A 19,021-nucleotide genomic window follows, 5' to 3' on the forward strand; every position below is an offset into this window, starting at 1 on the left:
GGCTCCGGGTCCTAGACGTCCCGCTTCCGCAGCAGCGCCCACGCGCCCGCGAAGACGACCGCCGTCACCCCCAGGATGATCCACAGCGGGTCCCAGCCCGTGGGGCCGGTGGTGCTCAGGGAGTTGGAGTAGAAGACGCCCAGCTGGTTCGGGATCGAGTACTCGACGAGCCAGGAGCGCACCTTCTCCAGTGAGTGCGTGAACATGAACAGCGCGATGACCAGCGGCGCGAGCACCACACCGATCATGATGGTGATGCCGCCCGCCGAGTGCCGCAGGACCGAGCCGATCAGCAGCGCGAGCAGGCCGAGCAGCGCCAGGTAGAGGCTGACGCCGACGGTCGCCTTGAACCACTCCGCGCCGGTCGGCTGCCGGGCGCCGCTGCCGTCCAGCATCGCCGACTGCGCGAGGGCGACGAGCACCGTGCACACCAGCGTGATGGTGAAGGACAGCAGGAAGAAGACCAGCGCCTTCGCCGCCAGCACCCGCCCCCGGCTGGGGCACGCCGTCATCGTGGTGCGGATCATCCCCGTGCCGTACTCCGAGGCGGTGGTCAGCACGCCCAGCGTGATGACGCAGATGCTGCCGAGCAGCACCCCGAAGAAGCCGAGCGACAGCGCGTTCTCGTCGCCGGACAGCTCCGAGGAGGAGCGGGAGACCACGACACCGGTCAGCAGCCCGATCCCGACCACCAGCAGCACGAACACCCCGAGCGTCCACATCGTGGACCGCACCGACCTGATCTTCGTCCACTCCGAGGCCAGCGTGTGCCCCAGATGGGTGCGCACCACCGGGATCGGCGAGGTGTAGCCGGGATACGGCGAAGCGGCCCCCGCCTCCCGGGCGGGCGGCGCGGCCTGCGGCAGCGGAGTCTGCGGCGTGCTCATCGGACGTCCTCGGACTTGGTGGGGGAGACGGGGGCGGGCGCGGGCGCCTGCGGCGGCGCCCCCTGCGCGTACGGGTTCGGCGCGCCCGCGCCCGGAGCGCCGGGCGGCTGCGCCGGGACGCCGTAGGGGCCGGTGCCCTGGGGCGGCGGCGGCGCGTACCAGTCGGGCTGGCCCTGGCCCGGCACCGGCACCGGCGGCTGCGCGCCCGGCGGCAGCGGCCGCATCAGCCCGGCCTTCTGGTCGGTGGTGGAGCGGTAGTCGACGGCGCCCTGCGTCATCCGCATGTACGCCTCCTCCAGCGACGCCCGGTGCGGGGACAGCTCCCACAGCCGTACGTCGCTCTCGTGCGCCAGGTCGCTGATGCGCGGCAGCGTCAGCCCCGTCACCCGCAGCGCGCCGTCCTGCTCGGGCAGCACCTGCCCGCCGGCCTCGGTCAGCGCGGCGGACAGCTTCTCCCGCTGCTGCGGCTCGGTGCCGGGCGTGCGGACCCGGGCGAAGTCGGCGGAGTTCGCCGAGATGAAGTCCGTCACGCTCATGTCGGCGAGCAACTGCCCGCGCCCGATGACGATCAGGTGGTCGGCGGTCAGCGCCATCTCGCTCATGAGGTGACTGGAGACGAACACGGTCCGCCCCTCGGCGGCCAGCGCCTTCATCAGATTGCGCACCCAGAGGATGCCCTCGGGGTCGAGACCGTTCACCGGCTCGTCGAACAGCAGCACCTGCGGATCGCCCAGCAGTGCCGCCGCGATGCCCAGCCGCTGCCCCATGCCCAGCGAGAAGCCCCTGGAGCGCCGCTTGGCCACCTCCTGCAGGCCGACCACGCCCAGCACCTCGTCGACCCGGCGGGCCGGGATGCCCGACAGCTGGGCCAGGGACAGCAGGTGGTTGCGGGCGCTGCGGCCGCCGTGCACCGCCTTGGCGTCCAGCAGGGCGCCCACCTGGCGGGCGGCGTTGGGCAGTCTGCGGTAGGGGTAGCCGCCGATCGTCACCGACCCGGCGGTGGGGTTGTCCAGTCCGAGGATCATGCGCATGGTCGTCGACTTGCCCGAGCCGTTGGGCCCGAGGAAGCCGGTGACGGCGCCCGGCCGTACCTGGAAGGAGAGGTTGTACACGGCGGTCTTGTCGCCGTAGCGCTTGGTCAGGCCGACTGCCTCGATCATGCTCCGGTCCCATCGGAAGGTAGCCGTCCCGAGGTTCAGGACAGCGGGGCGCATGCCCCCGTAAGGGTTAGGAGGATATCCGGGCTCTGACGGTTCCGGCCAAAAGAAAGTAAAGCCGTGGCGGGGGAGGGGCAGGAGGGAGCCGGCCGGGCCGGTGGTCAGGCGTCCCGGCGGCGCAGCACCGCGTAACCGCCCGCGAGCGCCGCGACCACCCACAGCGCCATGATCCCGAGGCCGCCCCACGGCCCGTACGGGGTGTCGTCGCCGATCCGCGGGAGCACCCGCATGATCCGGCTGCCCGCCTGGTCGGGCAGGTACTGGCCGATCTTCTTCGTCGCCGACACATTGGCCAGGATGTTCGAGATCAGGAAGAAGAACGGCATCAGGACGCCCAGCGACAGCATCGGCGAGCGCAGCATCGCGGCGACGCCCATCGAGAACATCGCGATCAGGGTCATGTAGAGGCCGCCGCCGACGACCGCGCGGAGCACGCCCGGCGCGTCCAGCGAGGTCCGCAGCGGGCCGAGCATCGCCTGCCCGAGGAAGAACGCGGCGAAGCTGGTGGCCATGCCCACCAGCAGGGCCAGCGCGGTCGCCACCGCCACCTTGCCCGCCAGGAACGCCCCGCGCCGCGGGACCGCCGCCAGCGAGGTGCGGATCATGCCGGTGCTGTACTCGTTGGAGACCACCAGCACCCCGAACACGATCATCGCGAGCTGCCCGAGCGCCATGCCCGCGAAGCTGACGGAGGTCGGGTCGAAGGAGAGCCGTGCCCGCGGGTCCATGTCGCCGAACTCGTGCCGGGACAGGGCCGAGATCAGCGCGCCGAGCGCGAGGGTGACGATCACGGCCAGCGACAGCGTCCACACCGTGGACACCACCGACCGGATCTTGGTCCACTCGGACCGGATGACCTGCCCCGCCGCCATGCCTCAGCCCTCCGCCGTCGTCCGCGCCGCCGCCCGGTCCACCGGCGCCGCCGTCCGCGTGTTCCACCGCGTGCCCCAGGGCCGCTCCACCGGCTCCGCCTGCGCGTGGTACTCCACCGAGGAGGCCGTCAGCCGCATGAACGCCTCCTCCAGCGAGGACTGGCGCACGCTCAGCTCGTGCAGCACCACCCGGTGGCGCGCGGCCAGCTCACCGATCTCCTCCGACCGGCCGTCCGTCACCTCCAGCGCCCCGCCGCCGCTCTCCACCACGGTGATCCGGGCCTCGTGCAGCGCGTCGAGCAGCCGCTCGCGGTCCGGGGTGCGGATCCGGACGTAGGAGCGGGAATTGCGCTCGATGAAGTCGGCCATGGTGGTGTCGGCCAGCAGCCGGCCCTGCCCGATCACGACGAGATGGTCGGCGGTCAGCGCCATCTCGCTCATCAGGTGCGAGGAGACGAAGACGGTACGGCCCTGCGTGGCCAGCGATTTCATCAGGCCGCGGATCCAGTGGATGCCCTCCGGGTCGAGCCCGTTGACCGGCTCGTCGAACATCAGGATCCGCGGATCGCCCAGCAGCGCGCCCGCGATGCCCAGGCGCTGGCTCATGCCCAGCGAGAAGCCCTTCGCCTTCTTCCGGGCGACCGCCGTCAGGCCCACCGTCTCCAGCACCTCGCCCACCCGCCCGGCCGGGATGCCGTTGCTCTGGGCGAGGCACAGCAGATGATTGCGGGCGCTGCGCCCGCCGTGCACGGCCTTGGCGTCCAGCAGGGCGCCGATGTACGTCAGCGGGTCCGCCAGCTCGTGGTAGCGCCGGCCGTCGATGCGCACATCACCGGCGGTGGGGTGATCGAGGCCCAGGATCATCCGCATGGTCGTGGACTTCCCGGCGCCGTTCGGCCCGAGGAAGCCCGTGACGGTACCCGGTCGCACCGTGAAGGTGAGGTCGTCGACCGCCGCCTTCTCGCCGTAGCGCTTGGTCAGCCCGGACAGCTCGATCATGCGGCCACGCTAGAGGCGCGCGAAGCCCCCCGCCACCGGAGGGCGGCGGAGGGCTTCCGCGATGACGCTCGACAGCGCTCGGTGCCGCTCGGGGCAGTGACCGAGGGGCGCCTAGCGGGACTGCTGGGCCGGGACCCCGCGCGAGACCGGCTCGTCCTCCGTGGCCGGCGTGCCCGCGGCGGCCACCGCGGCACCGGTGAGGGTCGCCAGCATCTCGCGGACGTTCGTCAGCTGGGCGTTGATCGAGTCGCGGCGGTTGGTCAGCGCCGCCAGCTCGCGCTCGGACTCCGAACGGATGCGGTCCGCCTTGGCGTTGGCGTCGGCCACGATGTCCTCGGCCTGGCGCTGCGCCGTCTCCACGGTCTGGCGGGCGCGGCGCTCGGCGTCGGTGCGCAGCTTCTCCGCCTCCAGGCGGAGCTGCTCGGCGCGGTGCTCGATCTCCGCGAGGCGCTTCTCCGCCTTCTGCTGACGGGACGCCAGGTCGCGCTCGGACTGCTCGCGGCGCTTGGCGAGGTTCGTCTCGAAGTCGGCGGCGGCCTGCGCGGCCTTGGCACGCGTCTCCTCGAAGAGGGCGTCCGCCTCCTCCCGCTTGGACTGCGCGTCCTTCTGCGCCTCGGAACGCAGCTGCGAGGCGTCGCTCTTGGCCTTCTCGACGATCCGGACGCCCTCGTCCTCGGCCTTGGCCTTGCGCTCCGAGGCGAAGGACTCGGCGTCGTTGCGGACCTGCTGGGCCGCCGACTCGGCCAGCTCGCGGTGCTGTTCGGCCGCGCGCCGGGCCTCCTCACGCAGATCCTTGGCCTCCTCCTCGGCGAGGCGGAGGATCTTCTCGACCCGCGCACCGAGACCCGCGTACGACGGCTCGGCGTCGCTGATCTGGGCCTGGGCGTTCTGCGTTTCGAGGTGGAGTTCCTCGATGCGCTTCTCCAGAGCGGTGATGCGGGACAGAGCGCTGTCACGGTCGGAGACGAGCTTGGAGATACGTTCGTCCACCTGAGCGCGGTCGTACCCACGCCGCACAAGCTCGAAGCCGTAGGGGGAAGTGTCGCTCATGGGGTTCCTGTCGAATGAGACCGGTGAGGTGATAGGTCGAATCCTAGGGGCCGAAGCGGTGTGTCATCGAGCGGATACGTGTTTGATCTGGAGAATGACACCTCTTTTGAGTGGCTGACCGCCGGAGCACTTGCCAAGCATCCGGACGCAGACCCCGCTAGCTCCCCCGTAGGTCCCTAATACACCATAACGGCTACCCGTCTGACGGCTTGCCACCCGACCGCTGGGCGCCCACCGTCGCGCCCGCCTTCACCCCGGAGTCCTTGCCGGCCGGCGGCGCCTCGAAGGACTCCAGCGCCTCCAGGACGTCCTGCACCCGGGAGATCTCGGCGTTGATGTCCTCGCGCCGGCGCACCAGGACCTCCAGCTCGCGCTTGCCCTCCTCGACCGTGCGCCGCGCCTCGCGGACCGCCTCGGCCTTCAGCTCCTCGGCCTCCTTGACGAGCTTTGCCTTCTTCTGCTCGGCCTCCTTGAGCAGCCCCTCGGCCTTCTTCACCGCGGCGATACGCACCTTGCCCGCCTCGGAGTTGGCGTCCGAGACGATCTCCTTGGCCTTGGCCTGCGCCTTCGCCAACTGCTCCTCGGCGGCCTTGATCAGCGCGTCGCACCGGTCGCCGGCCGACTTCATCGTCTCCGCGGACTCCCGGCGGGCCCGCTCGTGCAGCTCCTCGATCTCGGCGGTCAGCCGCTCGCGCAGCTCCTCGGCGCGCTCCCGGATCTGGGTGGCGTCCCGGCGGGCGCCGACGAGCAGCTCGTCCGCGTCGGTACGGGCCTTCTCCACCGCCGTGTTGCCCTGGACCGTGGCCTCGGCCAGGACCCGCTCGGCCTCCTGGCGGGCCGCGCCCACCATCGTGTCGGCCTGGGACTCCGCGTCCGCCTTGGTCTTGACCGCGTTCGCCTGCGCCTCGGTGAGCAGCTTGTCGGCCTCGGCCGCGGTCTCGGTGATCAGCTTGTCGACCTGCTCGGCCGCCTCCGAACGCCGCTTGTCGGCGCCCCGGCGGGCCTCGTCCAGCGTGCGCTCGGCCTCCTCGCGGGCGGCCGCCAGCAGCCGCTCGGACTCGGCCGCGGCCTCCGCCTTCACCCGCTCGGATTCGGTGCGGACCCGCTCGGCGCGGGACTGCGCGGCGCCCACCGTCTCGGCGGCCTCGGCGCGCAGCCGCTCCGCGTCCCCGGTGGCGTCCGAGATCAGCTTCTCCGCATGGGCGACGGACTCCGCCCGCACCCGGTCGGCCTCGGCCAGCGCCTCGGTACGCACCCGCTCGGCCCGCGCGGCCGTCTCGGTGCGCAGCCGGTCGGTCTCGGCCACCGTCTCGGCCCGCAGCAGATCGGTCTCGGTGACCGTCCGGGTGCGCAGCTCCTCGGCCTGCGCGGCCGTCTCCGTCTGCAGGCGCTCCGCCTCCGAACGCGCCTCGGAGATCAGCGCGTCCGCCTGCGTCGCCGCCTCCGAACGGATGCGGTTCGCGTCGTCCCGGGCGTCCGCCCGGGTGCGGGTGGCGTCCTGCTCGGCCTGCGCGATCGTGTCGGACGCCTCGGTACGCACCCGCTGGGCGTGCTCGGCGACGTCCGTACGGACGCGCTCGGCCTCCGTGATCGCCTCCGCGACCGTGCGCTCGGCCAGCGCCTTGGCGGCCTCCGTCTCCTCGCCGGCCTCGCGCCGCAGCCGCGCCGCGTCCTCACCGGCCCGCTCCCGCTCGGCGTAGGCGTCCGAGCGGACCCGGTCCGCCTCCTGCTCGGCCTCGCGCCGGGTACGGTCCGCCGCGTGCTCGGCGGCCGACCGCAGCCCGGCGATCTCCTCCTGCGCCTGCTCGTGCAGCCCGGCCACCGAGTCCCGCACCTGCTGGGCGTGGGCCTCGGCGGCCGACACCAGCTCGGTGGCGCGCCGGTCGGCCTCCTCCACCAGGCGGGCGGCCTCGGCCTGCGCCTCCTCCACCCGCTTGCGCGCGGAGGCCAGCAGCTCCTCGCTCTGCTCGCGGGCCCGCTCGCGCTCCTGGCCGGCCTCCTGGCGGGCGGCGCCGAGCAGTTCCTCGGCCTCGCGGCGACGCCGGGCGGCCTCCTCCTGCGCGGCGGCCAGCGTCTCGGACGCCTCCGCGGCCAGCCGCTCCGCGGCGGCCTGCGCCTCGGCGCGGACCCGGTCGGCGGTGTCCTGGGACTCCGTCCTGAGCCGCTCGGCCTCGGCCGCGGCCTCCGAACGCAGCCGTACGGCGACGGCCTCACCCTCGGCGCGGGAGGCGGACGCGTCGGCCGCCGCCTCGTCGCGCAGCCGGTCGGCCTCCGCCGCCGCCTGCTGCTGGAGCGTGCGGACCCGCTCGGCGGCCTCGGCGCGCAGCCGGTCGGTCTCCTCGGCGGCCTCCCGACGCAGCCGCTCGGCCTCCGCGCGGGCGTCGGTGAGCGCCTGCTCGGCGGCGGCGAGGCGCTCCTCGGCCTCGGTGTGCAGCCGGGTCAGCTCCTCGGTGGCCTCGCTGCGCCGGGCCGCCAGCGCCCGGTCGGTCTCCTCGCGCAGCTCGCCGGCCGCCCGCTCGGCGTCCGCCCTGACCGTCTCGGCCTGCTCGTCGGCCTCCGCGCGGTGCCGCTCGGCCTCCTCGCGGGTGCGCTCCAGCGTCTCCTCGGCCTGCCGGCGCAGCGCGGTGGCCCGCTCGATGGCCTCGGTGCGGACCTTCTCGCTGTCCGTCGTCGCGGACTTGCGCAGCTCGTCGGCGTCCGCCTTCGCCTTGGCCAGCAGCTCCTCGGCGGTCCCGGCCGCCTCCTCGATCTGCGCCACGGCCTCGCGCCGGGCCTCCGCGCGGATCTTCTCGCCCTCGGTGACCGCGTCGGCGCGCAGCTGCTCGGCCTCGCCGCGCAGCCGGCGCGCCTCCTCCTGCAACTCGACCGTCTTGGCGCGGTACTCCTTGGTGTCGTCCTTGGCGGCGCCCTTGAGCTGCTCGGCGATGTCGTGCGCCTCGGCGCGCAGCCGGTCCGCCTCGGTCTCGGCCTCCGAGCGGATCCGCTCGGCCTCCTCGGTGGCGGCCCGGGTGGTCCGCGCGGCGTTCTCGGACGCCTTGTTGAGCACGTCCTCGGCGGTCTTGGCGGCCTTGGACAGCTGGGTGGCCGTCTCCTCGGCGGTGGCGGCGCGAGCCTTCTCGGCGGCCTCGGCGAGGATCTTCTCCGCCTCGGCGCGGGCGTCCGCGACCAGCTGCTCGGCCTCGGTGCGGGTGGACTCGGCCGCCTTGGTGGCCTCCTCGACCAGCCGGGCGACCTGCTCCTTGGCCGTACGGGTGCGCTGCTCGTTGGCGGACTCGGCGCCCGCCAGCGCCCTGGCCGCGTTCTCCTTGGCCTCGGTGACCAGCTTCTCGGCCTCGGTCTGCGCCTTGCGCAGCGCCTCCTCGGCCTCGGACATCCGCTGCTCGGCGGCCCGGCTCAGCTCGCCGGCCTGCCGGCGGGCGGCGTCCGACTCGCTGGCGGTGGTGGAGCGCAGCTGCTCGGCGTGGTCGGTGGCCTCCTGGGCCTGGGTGGAGGCGGCGTTCAGCAGGCGCTCGGCGTCCGTGCGGGCGCGGCGCAGGAGCTGCTCGGCCTCCGCGCGGGCCGACTCGGCCTCGCCGCGCAGCCGCTGGCGGGCCTCGGCGGTCAGCCGCTCGGCCTCCGCGCGGGCGGCGGCCATCGCCTGCTCGGCCTCGCCGCGCGACTCGTCGAGCAGCCGGCGGGCCTGCTGCTCGGTGCGGGCGCGCAGCTGCTCGGCCCAGGCCACGTTCTCGTTGACGTGCGACTCGACGGTCTGCCGGCGCTCGGCCAGCTCCTGGTCGAGCTGCTGCCGACGGGTGACCGCCTCCTGGTGCAGCTCGGCCTGCAGGCGCGCGGCCTGCTCGGCGTGCTCCTGGAGGATGCGCTGGGTCTGCGCCCGGGCCTGGCTCAGCTCCCGCTCGGCGTCCGCCCGGATCTGCTCGGCCTGCACCTGCGCCTGACGCAGCAACTGTTCGGCCTGGTAACCGACGTCGGCGCTGTCGTAGGCGGGCCTGGACATGATGGTGCGGCGCGCCTCGTGCAGCTTGGCGCGCAGCACCTCGACCTGGTAGCCGAGGTCCTCGGCGTGCTGGATCGCCTTCTCCCGCTCGGTCTTCAGCCGATCCATCTCGGCCTCGAACCGAGAGAGGTGGTCGACGTCAGCCGCCGGCTCTCGCTCCTGGCGTTCGTAGCCCCGCACTGCGCGGTCCCATCCGTCCCCTGGTCGCAAGCCTGTCCAAACGAGCTCCGTCCATCCGCCGAACGGGGCCCCCGGGCAATGGTGTCAGATCGACGGCGGAGCATGGGCTGCTGCCCCGTCGCTCGTCCCCCGAAACCCGGACCCCGGAAAGCGGTCGCCCCCGCTTCGGGTGACGACCGCCCCCAACCCTACCGGCCCTTATGTACGAGGGTCAGTGCCCGGCCGACTCAACAGGCGCCGAAGTGACCAGTTCTGTGAGGACGCCATGGCAGTCCTTGGGGTGCAGGAAGGTGATCCGTGACCCCATGGAGCCGCGTCGCGGCTCCTCGTAGAGCACCCGTACGCCCTTGTCCCGCACGCCGGCCGCGTCGGCGTCCACGTCCGCCGTGCCGAAGGCGATGTGGTGGACGCCCTCGCCGTTCTTGGCGAGCCACTTCCCGACGGCGGAGTCCTCGCGGGTCGGCTCCAGCAGTTGCAGATAGGAAGCGCCGCCGTCAGACGTCTCGTTGATCTTGAGCATGGCCTCGCGCACGCCCTGTTCCTCGTTGACCTCGGTGTGGAACACCTCGAAGCCGTACGTCGCACGGTAGAACTCGACGGTGGCGTCGAGGTCGTGGCAGGCGATCCCGATGTGGTCGATTCGCGTCAGCATGGTCTCAGTGCAGCGCCGATGAGGTGGTTACGCAACGTGCGCGCGATCACACCGACGGCCCGATGACGGGGTGGTCCGCAGCTCAGTACATTCGAAGTAAACCCTCGTTCACTCCTCGGCTGTGCAGGCCGGTAAGGGGATCGCAGCTCATGTCTTCTGGAACTCCCGGTACGACCGGCTCGGTGATCGTCGCGGGCGCCCGTACGCCCATGGGCCGGCTGCTCGGCTCGCTCAAGTCCTTCTCCGGGGCCGACCTCGGCGGCATCGCGATCAAGGCGGCCCTCGACCGTGCGGGGATCGGGGGCGACCAGGTGCAGTACGTCATCATGGGCCAGGTCCTGCAGGCCGGGGCGGGGCAGATCCCGGCACGTCAGGCCGCGGTCAAGGCCGGCATCCCGATGAACGTCCCGGCGCTGACCGTCAACAAGGTGTGCCTCTCCGGGCTGGACGCGATCGCGCTGGCCGACCAGCTGATCCGCGCGGGCGAGTTCGACGTGGTGGTGGCCGGCGGCCAGGAGTCCATGACCAACGCCCCGCACCTGCTGCCCAAGTCGCGCGAGGGCTTCAAGTACGGCGCCGTCGAGATGATCGACGCGATGGCCCACGACGGCCTGACCGACTCCTTCGAGAACATCGCCATGGGCGAGTCGACGGAGAAGCACAACACCCGCCTGGGCATCGGCCGCGCCGCGCAGGACGAGATCGCCGCGCTCTCCCACCAGCGCGCCGCCGCCGCGCAGAAGAACGGCCTGTTCGAAGCCGAGATCACCCCGGTGGAGATCCCGCAGCGCAAGGGCGACCCGGTGCTGTTCAGCAAGGACGAGGGCATCCGCGGCGACACCACGGCCGAGTCGCTGGGCAGGCTGCGCCCGGCCTTCGCCAAGGACGGCACGATCACCGCCGGCTCCGCCTCGCAGATCTCCGACGGCGCCGCGGCCGTGGTCGTCATGAGCAAGGCCAGGGCGGAGGAGCTGGGCCTGGAGTGGCTCGCCGAGATCGGCGCCCACGGCAATGTGGCGGGCCCGGACAACTCCCTGCAGTCCCAGCCGTCCAACGCGATCCGGCACGCCCTGAAGAAGGACGGCCTGGAGGTTTCCGATCTCGACCTGATCGAGATCAACGAGGCGTTCGCCGCGGTGGCCGTGCAGTCAATGAAGGACCTCGGCGTTTCCACGGATCGGGTGAACGTGAACGGCGGCGCGATCGCCCTGGGTCACCCGATCGGGATGTCCGGCGCCCGTCTCGTCCTCCACCTGGCGCTGGAACTCAAGCGGCGCGGCGGCGGCGTCGGCGCGGCCGCGCTGTGCGGCGGCGGCGGCCAGGGCGACGCGCTGATCATCCGGGTGCCCGGGGCCTGACCCGCTTCCCCCGGCCGACGACCGACTGTCCGTACCTCTACGCGCCGCATTGTGCGGATGCGTGCGCGACGGTACGCGGATTCATGTGAACGGAGCTGTGATGCAGGACGTCTCCTCTCTGGTGGCCCAGGCCAGGGACGGCCGGCCGCGGGCCGTGGCCCGGCTGATCTCCCTGGTGGAGGGGGCGTCCCCGCAGCTCAGGGAGGTCATGGCGGCACTGGCCCCGCTGACCGGGCATGCCTACGTGGTCGGTCTCACCGGCTCCCCGGGGGTCGGCAAGTCGACCTCCACCTCGGCGTTGGTGACGGCGTACCGCAAGCAGGGCAGGCGGGTCGGGGTGCTGGCCGTCGACCCGTCCTCGCCGTTCTCCGGCGGCGCCCTGCTCGGTGACCGGGTCCGGATGTCGGAGCACGCCTCCGACCCCGGCGTCTACATCCGCTCCATGGCCACGCGCGGCCACCTCGGCGGCCTGGCCTGGTCGGCCCCGCAGGCCATCCGGGTGCTCGACGCGGCCGGCTGCGACGTGATCCTGGTGGAGACGGTGGGCGTGGGCCAGTCGGAGGTGGAGATCGCCTCCCAGGCGGACACCAGCGTGGTCCTGCTGGCCCCCGGGATGGGCGACGGCATCCAGGCGGCCAAGGCCGGCATCCTGGAGATCGGTGACGTGTACGTGGTCAACAAGGCCGACCGGGACGGCGCGGACGCCACCGCCCGTGAGCTGAACCACATGCTGGGCCTGGGCGAGTCCCGCGGCCCGGGCGACTGGCGCCCGCCCATCGTCAAGACGGTCGCGGCCCGCGGCGAGGGCGTGGACGAGGTGGTGGAGGCCCTGGAGAAGCACCGGGCCTGGATGGAGGAGCGGGGCGTGCTCGCCGAGCGCCGCCGGGCGCGGGCGGCCCGCGAGGTCGAGACGATCGCCGTCACCGCCCTGCGCGAGCGCATCGGCGACCTGCACGGCGACCGCCGCCTCAGCGCCCTCGCGGAACGCATCGTGACGGGCGACCTGGACCCGTACCGCGCGGCGGACGAACTGGTGGCGGGCCTGACGGAGGGCTGAGGCCCCCGGAGGCCCCCGCCGCCCCGCCCGCACGGCGGCGGCCGGAGCCCCCGAACCGGGGCCCCGGCCGCCGCCGCGCCGTTTCCGGGCGGCGGACCGCACCGGGCCGCACACGGCTACGGGCGGCCCCGCTGCCCCCGCAGATGCTCCGCGATGGGCTTGAGCGCCTTGTCCAGCTCGGTCATCGCCTCCGGGTCGAGCAGGTCGATGAAGTGCCTGCGCACCGACGCCACGTGGTGCGGGGCGACCTTGCGCATGGTCTCCATGCCGTGCTCGGTGAGCACCGCGTACAGCCCGCGGCGGTCGGACTCGCAGTTCTCCCGGCGCACCAGGTCCGCGTTCTCCATCCGGGTGATCTGGTGCGAGAGCCGGCTCTTGGACTGAAGGGTGGCGGAGGCGAGGTCGCTCATCCGCATCCGCACGTCCTCCGACTCGGAGAGATTCACCAGGATCTCGTAGTCGTTCATCGTCAGGCCGAAGGGCTGGAGGTCCTTCTCCAACTGGTACGTCAACAGCCTGTTGACCTCCAGGTGGGTGCGCCAGGCGCACTGCTCCGCATCGGTCAGCCAGCGTGTGGCCGTCTCGGTCTCCATGAATGAAGTCTACCTAAAAAGTTGAAAGGCGAACTAGTGAGGGGTGTGACGGGCGCAGGCGTTCGAGCCGTCACACTCCGCAGACTACCGCTCACAGCCCGAAGCGACGCTGGAGGTCTCCCAGCTGTCCGGGAAGGCGCGGTGCCCCGGACTGCGGTCCGTGGTCCCCGGACCGGGGTCCGTGCCCCCCGGAGCCCCCCGTGCCGCCGGGTACCCCGGGCTCCGCCGGAGGCGCCCCGACGGCCTGCTCCGCCATCAGTGCCTCGGACGACTGCAGCAGGACCGTCCCGGCCCCCACGAACTCGAACTGGTGCTCCTCCCCGGAGGCGCCGCCGAGGCCCGTCATCGCACGTAGACCGCCCAGGACACCCGTCAGATACCCATGGTCGTAGTGATGGCACGGAGAGGGGCAGTCGGCCCAGCCGACCAGGGCCTGCGGGTCCACCCGGATGGGAGGTTCCATGAACACCACCGGACCGTTGGACGCGGCCACGAACTTTCCGGTTCCGATCAGCGTCAGGAAGCCCGGCACGATCGACTGCTTGAGCGCGAGACTTGGCTGAAAAGCGAGCAGGTTGCCCGAGCGAATGGTCAGGTTGCCCTCGTCCAGGTCGTACGAATTGACGTCGAAGGCCCGGTCGGCGAGGAGCATCCGCCCCGAACCCTCCGCCACCACCCAGTCGCTCGCATGCAGAGGCGAATGGAAGGAAGTCCGCACCAGCCGGTCCAGCCGCCCGTGCCCGACACCGTTGAACTCGATCGCCCCGTAGTAGGCGATCATCTTCCCCTTCTGCAGGAACCACTGGCTCCCCTTCAGCTCCACGCAGAAGGTGTACGCGTTCACGTTGTCGTCGACCGGCAGGGACATCGGGTCGTACACCACGGGGGCGCCCCCGGGCGTTCCGTACGCGCTCACAGCTTCTCCTCCGAGGCCTGGACGTACACCGTGCCGCTGCCGCTCAGCTCCAGCTGGAACGCCTCGCCCGAGCCGCGCCCCACCATCTCGCGCCAGCCGAGGGCGGCGGACAGCTTGTTGCGTACGTCGCCGTAGTGGGCGACGTACGCCTGCGGGTCGACATGGACGGGCCGCTGCGGGGTGACCGGGATCTCCAGGACACCGCCGTGCGCCATCACCGCCACCGCGCCGTGCCCCTTCAGGGTCGTCGTGAACAGCCCCTGGCCGGTCACCTGCCCGCGCACCATGCCCATGACCCCGCCCTGCGAGCCCATGAACATCGTGCCCTGCTGGAGCGTGCCCTCGAAGGCGAGCAGCCGGTCGGCCTCCACGTACAGCGTGTCGCCGCCGAGGCCGATCACCTGGATGTGGTGGCCGCCGTGCCCGAAGAAGACCGTGCCGTTGCCCTCGACGGTCATCAGGGGAGTGGCCTCGCCGGCGACCCGGCGCCCGATCATCGACATCAGGCCGCCCTGGCCGCCCTGGACGTTCGGCGTGAACGACACATCGCCTTGGTACGCGAGCATCGCGCCGCGCTGGCTGAACAGCCGCTGCCCCGGAACGACGGTCGCCTCGACCATCTTCGAGTTGATCTCCCGAAAGCCCATGTCAGACGTCCCCCGCGATCGTGTTGCGCTCGCTGGGCTGCACGTACACGAGCCCGTCGCCCTCGAACCGGATCTGGAAGGCCTCCCCGCCGCCCTCGCCCAGGAACGTGCGGAAGGTCACCCCCGACTGGAAGGTCTGCCGCAGATTCCCCTGGTGCGCGATGTAGGCGCCCGGATCGACGGTCAGCGGATACTGCGCGCTCACCCGGAGCACCACGGCCGGCCCGTCCGACATGATCGCCGCCTGCCCGTGCCCCTCGACGGTGGTCGTGAACAGCCCGTTGCCCTGCGAGGCACCGCGCAGCCCCGTGAAGGTCGTGCCCGTCCTGAGCCCAGCGTCGGTCGCGAGCAGATTGCTCGACTCCACGTACAGCTTGTCCCCCTGGAGCCGCACCAGATTGACCTCCGACGCCCGGTCGGCGAACCAGCAGGTCCCCTGCCCCCGCACCTCCATCACGGTCATCTGCTCACCGGTGAGCCGCCGCGTCACCATCCCCCGCAGCCCCTCACCGCCACCCGTCAACTTCTTGAAGGCCATCTGCCCGTCGTACGCGACCATGGAGCCGTTCTTCGCCTTCACGGCGTCCCCGGTCATGTCGACGGCGAGCACCTTGCTGCCTTGCAGTCGGAACATCGCCACGGACCGAAAGGTAGCGGCGAACGCCCCGCTCCCGACAGAGCCCGGCCCCGTGCCGACCCACCCCGCACGGTTTGCCACAATGGACGAAACTTTGTGCCTGCGTTCACAAACCCGGCCGCAGCGCCAGCGTCTCTCCCACCGAAGGTGACCTGTGGACATCAAGACCGCCACCGCCCTCCGCCGCCTCCGCCTGGTCTCCGCCCCCGAGGCGGTGTCCTTCATCCTCCTGCTGGTCTGCTCGGTCCTGAAGCGGACCACGGACTTCAACGCGGTGCCCGTGATGGGCTCGATCCACGGCGTGCTGTTCGTCCTCTACGTGCTCTTCTGGCTGGACGCCTGGAACCGCACCAAGTGGCCGCTGAAGACGGCCGCCCTCTACTTCGTCCTCTCGGTCCTGCCCACCGGCGGCTTCTTCGCCGAGCGCAAGCTCAAGCGCGAGGCCGAGAACGCGGTGATCGCCTCCCGCGCCCGCCGCGAAGGAGTGGTGAACGCGTGATCGTCGCCTTCTCCGTCACCCCGCTGGGCGTGGGCGAGGACGTCGGCGAGTACGTCGCCGACGCCGTCCGCGTGGTCCGCGACTCCGGCCTCCCGCACCGCACCGACGCGATGTTCACCTCCGTCGAGGGCGAGTGGGACGAGGTCATGGACGTCGTCAAGCGCGCCGTGGCCGCCGTGGAGGCCAGGGCCCCGCGCGTCTCCCTGGTCCTCAAGGCGGACATCCGCCCCGGCATCACCGACGGCCTCACCACGAAGGTCGAAACGGTGGAACGCCACCTGTCGACAAAGCCATAGCGGCTCAGGGGCCGACCGGCACCCCCGACGGCGCAAGGGCCGCGAGCGGCGGGAAGGGGCCGTAGGGGCGCGTCCAAGGCCCGCCGCTTGCTCCGCCCCCTTACCGACCGCACCACGCACCTCACGGCCGTACGTCCAAGAGCGGCGGGCCGGACGCGCCCCTACGGCCCCGCCCCCCCACCGGCGCCCGCTCGTACGGCACCTGACGCCCGTACCGGCCCCGAAGGGACCGAAAGGCGAGACAGGGCTGACCAGGATGTGACCGGCGGGTAGGGTCTGATGCCGTGCCGAAGCCCCTCAGTCTCCCGTTCGACCCCATCGCCCGCGCCGACGAACTCTGGAAGCAGCGCTGGGGAAGCGTGCCGTCCATGGCGGCGATCACCTCCATCATGCGCGCGCACCAGATCCTCCTCGCCGAGGTCGACGCGGTGGTCAAGCCGTACGGGCTGACGTTCGCGCGCTACGAGGCCCTGGTCCTGCTCACCTTCTCCAAGGCCGGCGAACTGCCGATGTCCAAGATCGGTGAGCGGCTGATGGTGCATCCCACGTCCGTGACGAACACCGTGGACCGCCTGGTGAAGTCCGGCCTGGTGGCCAAGCGCCCCAACCCCAACGACGGCCGCGGCACCCTCGCCGTCATCACCGGCAAGGGCCGCGAGGCGGTCGACGCGGCCACCCGCGACCTGATGGCGATGGACTTCGGCCTCGGCGCGTACGACGCGGAGGAGTGCGCGGAGATCTTCGCGATGCTGCGGCCGCTGCGAATCGCTGCGCGCGACTTCGAGGACGAGTAGAGTCGTCGCGGGTCAGCGCGCTGTTCTCCGCCGACGCGGAGTGTTCCTAGCGTCCTGACACGCTCCTGCGTAATGGCGTACCGCTCCCCGCCGAAGCGGGGATTTTTCGGGCGGTTACGCTCGTATCCATGAAACGAAGCGTGCTGACCCGCTACCGCGTCATGGCCTACGTCACCGGCGTGCTGCTGGTCCTGCTGACCCTCGGTGTGATCGCCAAGTACGGCCTCCAGATCGACGGCGCGGCGAAGTTCACCACCGTCATCGGCATCGCGCACGGCTGGCTGTACGTGATCTACCTGGTCGTCGCCTTCGACCTGGGCTCCAAGGCGAAGTGGCCGGTGGCCAAGCAGCTGTGGGTTCTCCTGGCCGGAACCATTCCCACGGCCGCTTTCTTCGTCGAGCGCAGGATCAGCCGCGAGCTGGAGGCGAAGGTCGTGGACCCCGAGCCCGCCCCGGCCAAGGCGTAACCGCACCGCCGTACCCACGCGTACGGCGGTCACCCGTCGACATTTACTAGGACGTCCTAGTAAATTCGGGGGTATGGACGCTGACGCCATCGAAGAGGGCCGCCGCCGCTGGCAGGCCCGGTACGACGCCGCGCGCAAGCGCGACGCAGACTTCACCACGCTCTCCGGCGACCCCGTGGAGCCGGTGTACGGTCCCCGCCCGGGGGACACCTACGAGGGCTTCGAGCGGATCGGCTGGCCCGGGGAGTACCCCTACACCCGCGGACTGCACCCGACCGGCTACCGCGGGCGGACCTGGACCATCCGCCAGTTCGCCGGGTTCGGCAACGCCGAGCAGACCAACGAGCGCTACAAGATGATCCTGGCCGCGGGCGGCGGCGGACTGTCGGTCGCCTTCGACATGCCCACGCTCATGGGCCGCGACTCCGACGACCCGCGCTCGCTGGGCGAGGTCGGCCACTGCGGGGTGGCCATCGACTCGGCGGCCGACATGGAGGTCCTGTTCCGGGACATCCCGCTCGGTGACGTCACCACCTCGATGACGATCAGCGGACCGGCCGTGCCCGTCTTCTGCATGTACCTGGTCGCCGCCGAGCGGCAGGGCGTGGACCCCGCCGTCCTCAACGGCACGCTCCAGACGGACATCTTCAAGGAGTACATCGCCCAGAAGGAGTGGCTCTTCCAGCCCGAGCCGCACCTGCGCCTCATCGGCGACCTGATGGAGCACTGCGCCTCCGGCATCCCCGCCTACAAGCCGCTGTCCGTCTCCGGCTACCACATCCGCGAGGCCGGGGCGACGGCCGCGCAGGAGCTGGCGTACACGCTCGCGGACGGCTTCGGCTACGTCGAGCTGGGGCTCAGCCGCGGCCTGGACGTGGACGTCTTCGCGCCCGGCCTGTCCTTCTTCTTCGACGCGCACCTCGACTTCTTCGAGGAGATCGCCAAGTTCCGCGCCGCGCGCCGCATCTGGGCCCGCTGGATGCGGGACGTCTACGGCGCCCGCTCCGACAAGGCCCAGTGGCTGCGCTTCCACACCCAGACCGCCGGTGTCTCGCTCACCGCTCAGCAGCCGTACAACAACGTGGTCCGCACGGCGGTGGAGGCGCTCGCCGCGGTGCTCGGCGGCACCAACTCGCTGCACACCAACGCCCTCGACGAGACCCTCGCGCTGCCCAGCGAGCAGGCCGCGGAGATCGCGCTGCGCACCCAGCAGGTGCTGATGGAGGAGACCGGCGTCGCCAATGTCGCCGACCCGCTGGGCGGTGCCTGGTACGTCGAGCAGCTGACCGACCGGATCGAGGCGGACGCGGAGAAGATCTTCGAGCAGATCAAGGAGCGCGGGCTGCGCGCCCACCCCGACGGGCGGCATCCGATCGGGCCCGTCACCTCCGGGATCCTGCGGGGCATCGAGGACGGCTGGTTCACGGGCGAGATCGCGGAGTCCGCGTTCCGCTACCAGCAGGCGCTGGAGAAGGGTGACAAGCGGGTCGTCGGCGTCAACGTCGCCACCGGCTCGGTCACCGGCGACCTGGAGATCCTGCGGGTGAGCCACGAGGTGGAGCGCGAGCAGGTACGGGCGCTGGCCGAGCGGAAGGCGGGACGGGACGAGGGGACCGTGCGCGCCGCGCTGGACGCCATGCTGGCGGCGGCGCGCACCGGCGCCAACATGATCGCGCCGATGCTCGACGCGGTACGGGCCGAGGCGACGCTCGGCGAGATCTGCGGGGTGCTGCGCGACGAGTGGGGCGTGTACACGGAGCCGCCGGGGTTCTGAGGGGGAGTGGAGCGGGGGGGGCGGCCCGGCCCCCGCTCGGCCTCCGGACCGGGCCTCCGGTCGGCCTCCGGACCGGGCCTCCGGTCGGCCTCCGGACCGGGCCTCCGGTCGGCCTCCGGACCGGGCCTCCGG

At 72.0% G+C, this 19,021-nt stretch carries 18 protein-coding genes; 7 read left to right on the forward strand and 11 right to left on the reverse strand.

Translation table 11 applies throughout. The features are described from left to right. Positions 1 to 11 precede the first annotated feature (11 nt). The 7 genes from ABZ858_RS16595 to mce all read right to left on the reverse strand — a co-directional run bounded on the left by ABZ858_RS16595 (position 12) and on the right by mce (position 9,851). Positions 12 to 887: an ABC transporter permease gene (locus ABZ858_RS16595; RefSeq protein WP_361377888.1), complete on the reverse strand. Its 876-nt coding sequence runs from the start codon at positions 885 to 887 to the stop codon at positions 12 to 14. Beyond that, positions 884 to 2,047, reverse strand: a complete 1,164-nt coding sequence (locus ABZ858_RS16600; RefSeq protein ID WP_361377891.1) for an ABC transporter ATP-binding protein — start codon at positions 2,045 to 2,047, stop codon at positions 884 to 886. Before ABZ858_RS16600 ends, ABZ858_RS16595 begins: the two co-directional genes overlap by 4 nt. A gap of 158 nt (positions 2,048 to 2,205) precedes the next feature. After that, positions 2,206 to 2,976, reverse strand: a complete 771-nt coding sequence (locus ABZ858_RS16605) for an ABC transporter permease (protein WP_361377894.1) — start codon at positions 2,974 to 2,976, stop codon at positions 2,206 to 2,208. Positions 2,977 to 2,979: 3 nt separating this feature from the next. Beyond that, positions 2,980 to 3,975 (reverse strand): ABC transporter ATP-binding protein, encoded by a 996-nt coding sequence (locus tag ABZ858_RS16610; RefSeq protein ID WP_361377897.1) that lies wholly within the window; start codon positions 3,973 to 3,975, stop codon positions 2,980 to 2,982. A gap of 111 nt (positions 3,976 to 4,086) precedes the next feature. Further along, entirely contained in the window at positions 4,087 to 5,025 is a 939-nt protein-coding gene (locus ABZ858_RS16615) for a cellulose-binding protein (protein ID WP_361377900.1), read from the reverse strand. Positions 5,026 to 5,218: 193 nt separating this feature from the next. Beyond that, on the reverse strand, positions 5,219 to 9,199 hold the full coding sequence (gene scy, locus ABZ858_RS16620; protein ID WP_361377903.1) for a polarized growth protein Scy: 3,981 nt from the start codon (positions 9,197 to 9,199) through the stop codon (positions 5,219 to 5,221). Positions 9,200 to 9,410: 211 nt separating this feature from the next. Then, the gene (mce, locus tag ABZ858_RS16625; RefSeq protein WP_361377906.1) at positions 9,411 to 9,851 is read right to left on the reverse strand and encodes a methylmalonyl-CoA epimerase; all 441 of its coding nucleotides are present in this window, start codon (positions 9,849 to 9,851) and stop codon (positions 9,411 to 9,413) included. Between the two features lie 149 nt (positions 9,852 to 10,000). On the opposite strand from mce, the gene ABZ858_RS16630 reads away from it, so the two are divergent. Together ABZ858_RS16630 and meaB are read left to right on the forward strand one after the other, a co-directional pair. Beyond that, positions 10,001 to 11,209, forward strand: coding sequence for an acetyl-CoA C-acetyltransferase (locus ABZ858_RS16630; RefSeq protein WP_361377909.1), 1,209 nt, complete (start codon positions 10,001 to 10,003; stop codon positions 11,207 to 11,209). Positions 11,210 to 11,309: 100 nt separating this feature from the next. Then, a complete protein-coding gene (meaB, locus tag ABZ858_RS16635) occupies positions 11,310 to 12,266 on the forward strand; it encodes a methylmalonyl Co-A mutase-associated GTPase MeaB (protein ID WP_361377912.1) in 957 nt (318 codons plus the stop codon). A gap of 116 nt (positions 12,267 to 12,382) precedes the next feature. Here meaB and ABZ858_RS16640 read toward each other — a convergent pair whose 3' ends face one another. The 4 genes from ABZ858_RS16640 to ABZ858_RS16655 all read right to left on the reverse strand — a co-directional run bounded on the left by ABZ858_RS16640 (position 12,383) and on the right by ABZ858_RS16655 (position 15,056). Further along, a complete protein-coding gene (locus ABZ858_RS16640) occupies positions 12,383 to 12,859 on the reverse strand; it encodes a MarR family transcriptional regulator (RefSeq protein ID WP_361377915.1) in 477 nt (158 codons plus the stop codon). A 91-nt stretch (positions 12,860 to 12,950) separates the two neighbouring features. Beyond that, positions 12,951 to 13,775 (reverse strand): AIM24 family protein, encoded by an 825-nt coding sequence (locus ABZ858_RS16645; protein WP_361377918.1) that lies wholly within the window; start codon positions 13,773 to 13,775, stop codon positions 12,951 to 12,953. Next, positions 13,772 to 14,422 carry an AIM24 family protein gene (locus tag ABZ858_RS16650; RefSeq protein ID WP_361377921.1) on the reverse strand — a complete coding sequence of 217 codons (651 nt, stop codon included), beginning with the start codon at positions 14,420 to 14,422 and terminating at the stop codon, positions 13,772 to 13,774. The genes ABZ858_RS16645 and ABZ858_RS16650 overlap by 4 nt, the downstream gene beginning before the upstream one ends. A gap of 1 nt (position 14,423) precedes the next feature. Continuing rightward, positions 14,424 to 15,056, reverse strand: a complete 633-nt coding sequence (locus ABZ858_RS16655) for an AIM24 family protein (RefSeq protein WP_361378044.1) — start codon at positions 15,054 to 15,056, stop codon at positions 14,424 to 14,426. Positions 15,057 to 15,213: 157 nt separating this feature from the next. Between ABZ858_RS16655 and ABZ858_RS16660 the strand changes: the two genes are divergently transcribed. The 5 genes from ABZ858_RS16660 (at position 15,214) to ABZ858_RS16680 (ending at position 18,889) form a co-directional block, all read left to right on the forward strand. Next, positions 15,214 to 15,558 (forward strand): DUF3817 domain-containing protein, encoded by a 345-nt coding sequence (locus ABZ858_RS16660; protein ID WP_361377924.1) that lies wholly within the window; start codon positions 15,214 to 15,216, stop codon positions 15,556 to 15,558. Next, complete coding sequence (locus ABZ858_RS16665) at positions 15,555 to 15,854, forward strand: MTH1187 family thiamine-binding protein (protein WP_361377927.1); 300 nt, start codon at positions 15,555 to 15,557, stop codon at positions 15,852 to 15,854. The genes ABZ858_RS16660 and ABZ858_RS16665 overlap by 4 nt, the downstream gene beginning before the upstream one ends. A 284-nt stretch (positions 15,855 to 16,138) precedes the next feature. Beyond that, the gene (locus tag ABZ858_RS16670) at positions 16,139 to 16,648 is read left to right on the forward strand and encodes a MarR family transcriptional regulator (protein WP_361377930.1); all 510 of its coding nucleotides are present in this window, start codon (positions 16,139 to 16,141) and stop codon (positions 16,646 to 16,648) included. A gap of 128 nt (positions 16,649 to 16,776) precedes the next feature. Next, positions 16,777 to 17,115 carry a DUF3817 domain-containing protein gene (locus ABZ858_RS16675; RefSeq protein WP_361377933.1) on the forward strand — a complete coding sequence of 113 codons (339 nt, stop codon included), beginning with the start codon at positions 16,777 to 16,779 and terminating at the stop codon, positions 17,113 to 17,115. A 73-nt stretch (positions 17,116 to 17,188) separates the two neighbouring features. After that, on the forward strand, positions 17,189 to 18,889 hold the full coding sequence (locus ABZ858_RS16680; protein ID WP_361377936.1) for a methylmalonyl-CoA mutase family protein: 1,701 nt from the start codon (positions 17,189 to 17,191) through the stop codon (positions 18,887 to 18,889). The last annotated feature ends 132 nt before the right edge of the window (positions 18,890 to 19,021 follow it).

It is taken from the genome of Streptomyces sp. NPDC047017, from assembly GCF_040644175.1.
Taxonomy (GTDB): domain Bacteria; phylum Actinomycetota; class Actinomycetes; order Streptomycetales; family Streptomycetaceae; genus Streptomyces.

Excerpts from the sequence above, each read along its gene's own strand:
- ABZ858_RS16595 (WP_361377888.1), bottom strand. The coding sequence starts at position 887 with ATGAGCACGCCGCAGACTCCGCTGCCGCAGGCCGCGCCGCCCGCCCGG.
- ABZ858_RS16600 (WP_361377891.1), bottom strand. The coding sequence starts at position 2,047 with ATGATCGAGGCAGTCGGCCTGACCAAGCGCTACGGCGACAAGACCGCC.
- ABZ858_RS16605 (WP_361377894.1), bottom strand. The coding sequence starts at position 2,976 with ATGGCGGCGGGGCAGGTCATCCGGTCCGAGTGGACCAAGATCCGGTCG.
- ABZ858_RS16610 (WP_361377897.1), bottom strand. The coding sequence starts at position 3,975 with ATGATCGAGCTGTCCGGGCTGACCAAGCGCTACGGCGAGAAGGCGGCG.
- ABZ858_RS16615 (WP_361377900.1), bottom strand. The coding sequence starts at position 5,025 with ATGAGCGACACTTCCCCCTACGGCTTCGAGCTTGTGCGGCGTGGGTAC.
- mce (WP_361377906.1), bottom strand. The coding sequence starts at position 9,851 with ATGCTGACGCGAATCGACCACATCGGGATCGCCTGCCACGACCTCGAC.
- ABZ858_RS16630 (WP_361377909.1), top strand. The coding sequence starts at position 10,001 with ATGTCTTCTGGAACTCCCGGTACGACCGGCTCGGTGATCGTCGCGGGC.
- meaB (WP_361377912.1), top strand. The coding sequence starts at position 11,310 with ATGCAGGACGTCTCCTCTCTGGTGGCCCAGGCCAGGGACGGCCGGCCG.
- ABZ858_RS16640 (WP_361377915.1), bottom strand. The coding sequence starts at position 12,859 with ATGGAGACCGAGACGGCCACACGCTGGCTGACCGATGCGGAGCAGTGC.
- ABZ858_RS16650 (WP_361377921.1), bottom strand. The coding sequence starts at position 14,422 with ATGGGCTTTCGGGAGATCAACTCGAAGATGGTCGAGGCGACCGTCGTT.
- ABZ858_RS16655 (WP_361378044.1), bottom strand. The coding sequence starts at position 15,056 with ATGTTCCGACTGCAAGGCAGCAAGGTGCTCGCCGTCGACATGACCGGG.
- ABZ858_RS16675 (WP_361377933.1), top strand. The coding sequence starts at position 16,777 with ATGAAACGAAGCGTGCTGACCCGCTACCGCGTCATGGCCTACGTCACC.
- ABZ858_RS16680 (WP_361377936.1), top strand. The coding sequence starts at position 17,189 with ATGGACGCTGACGCCATCGAAGAGGGCCGCCGCCGCTGGCAGGCCCGG.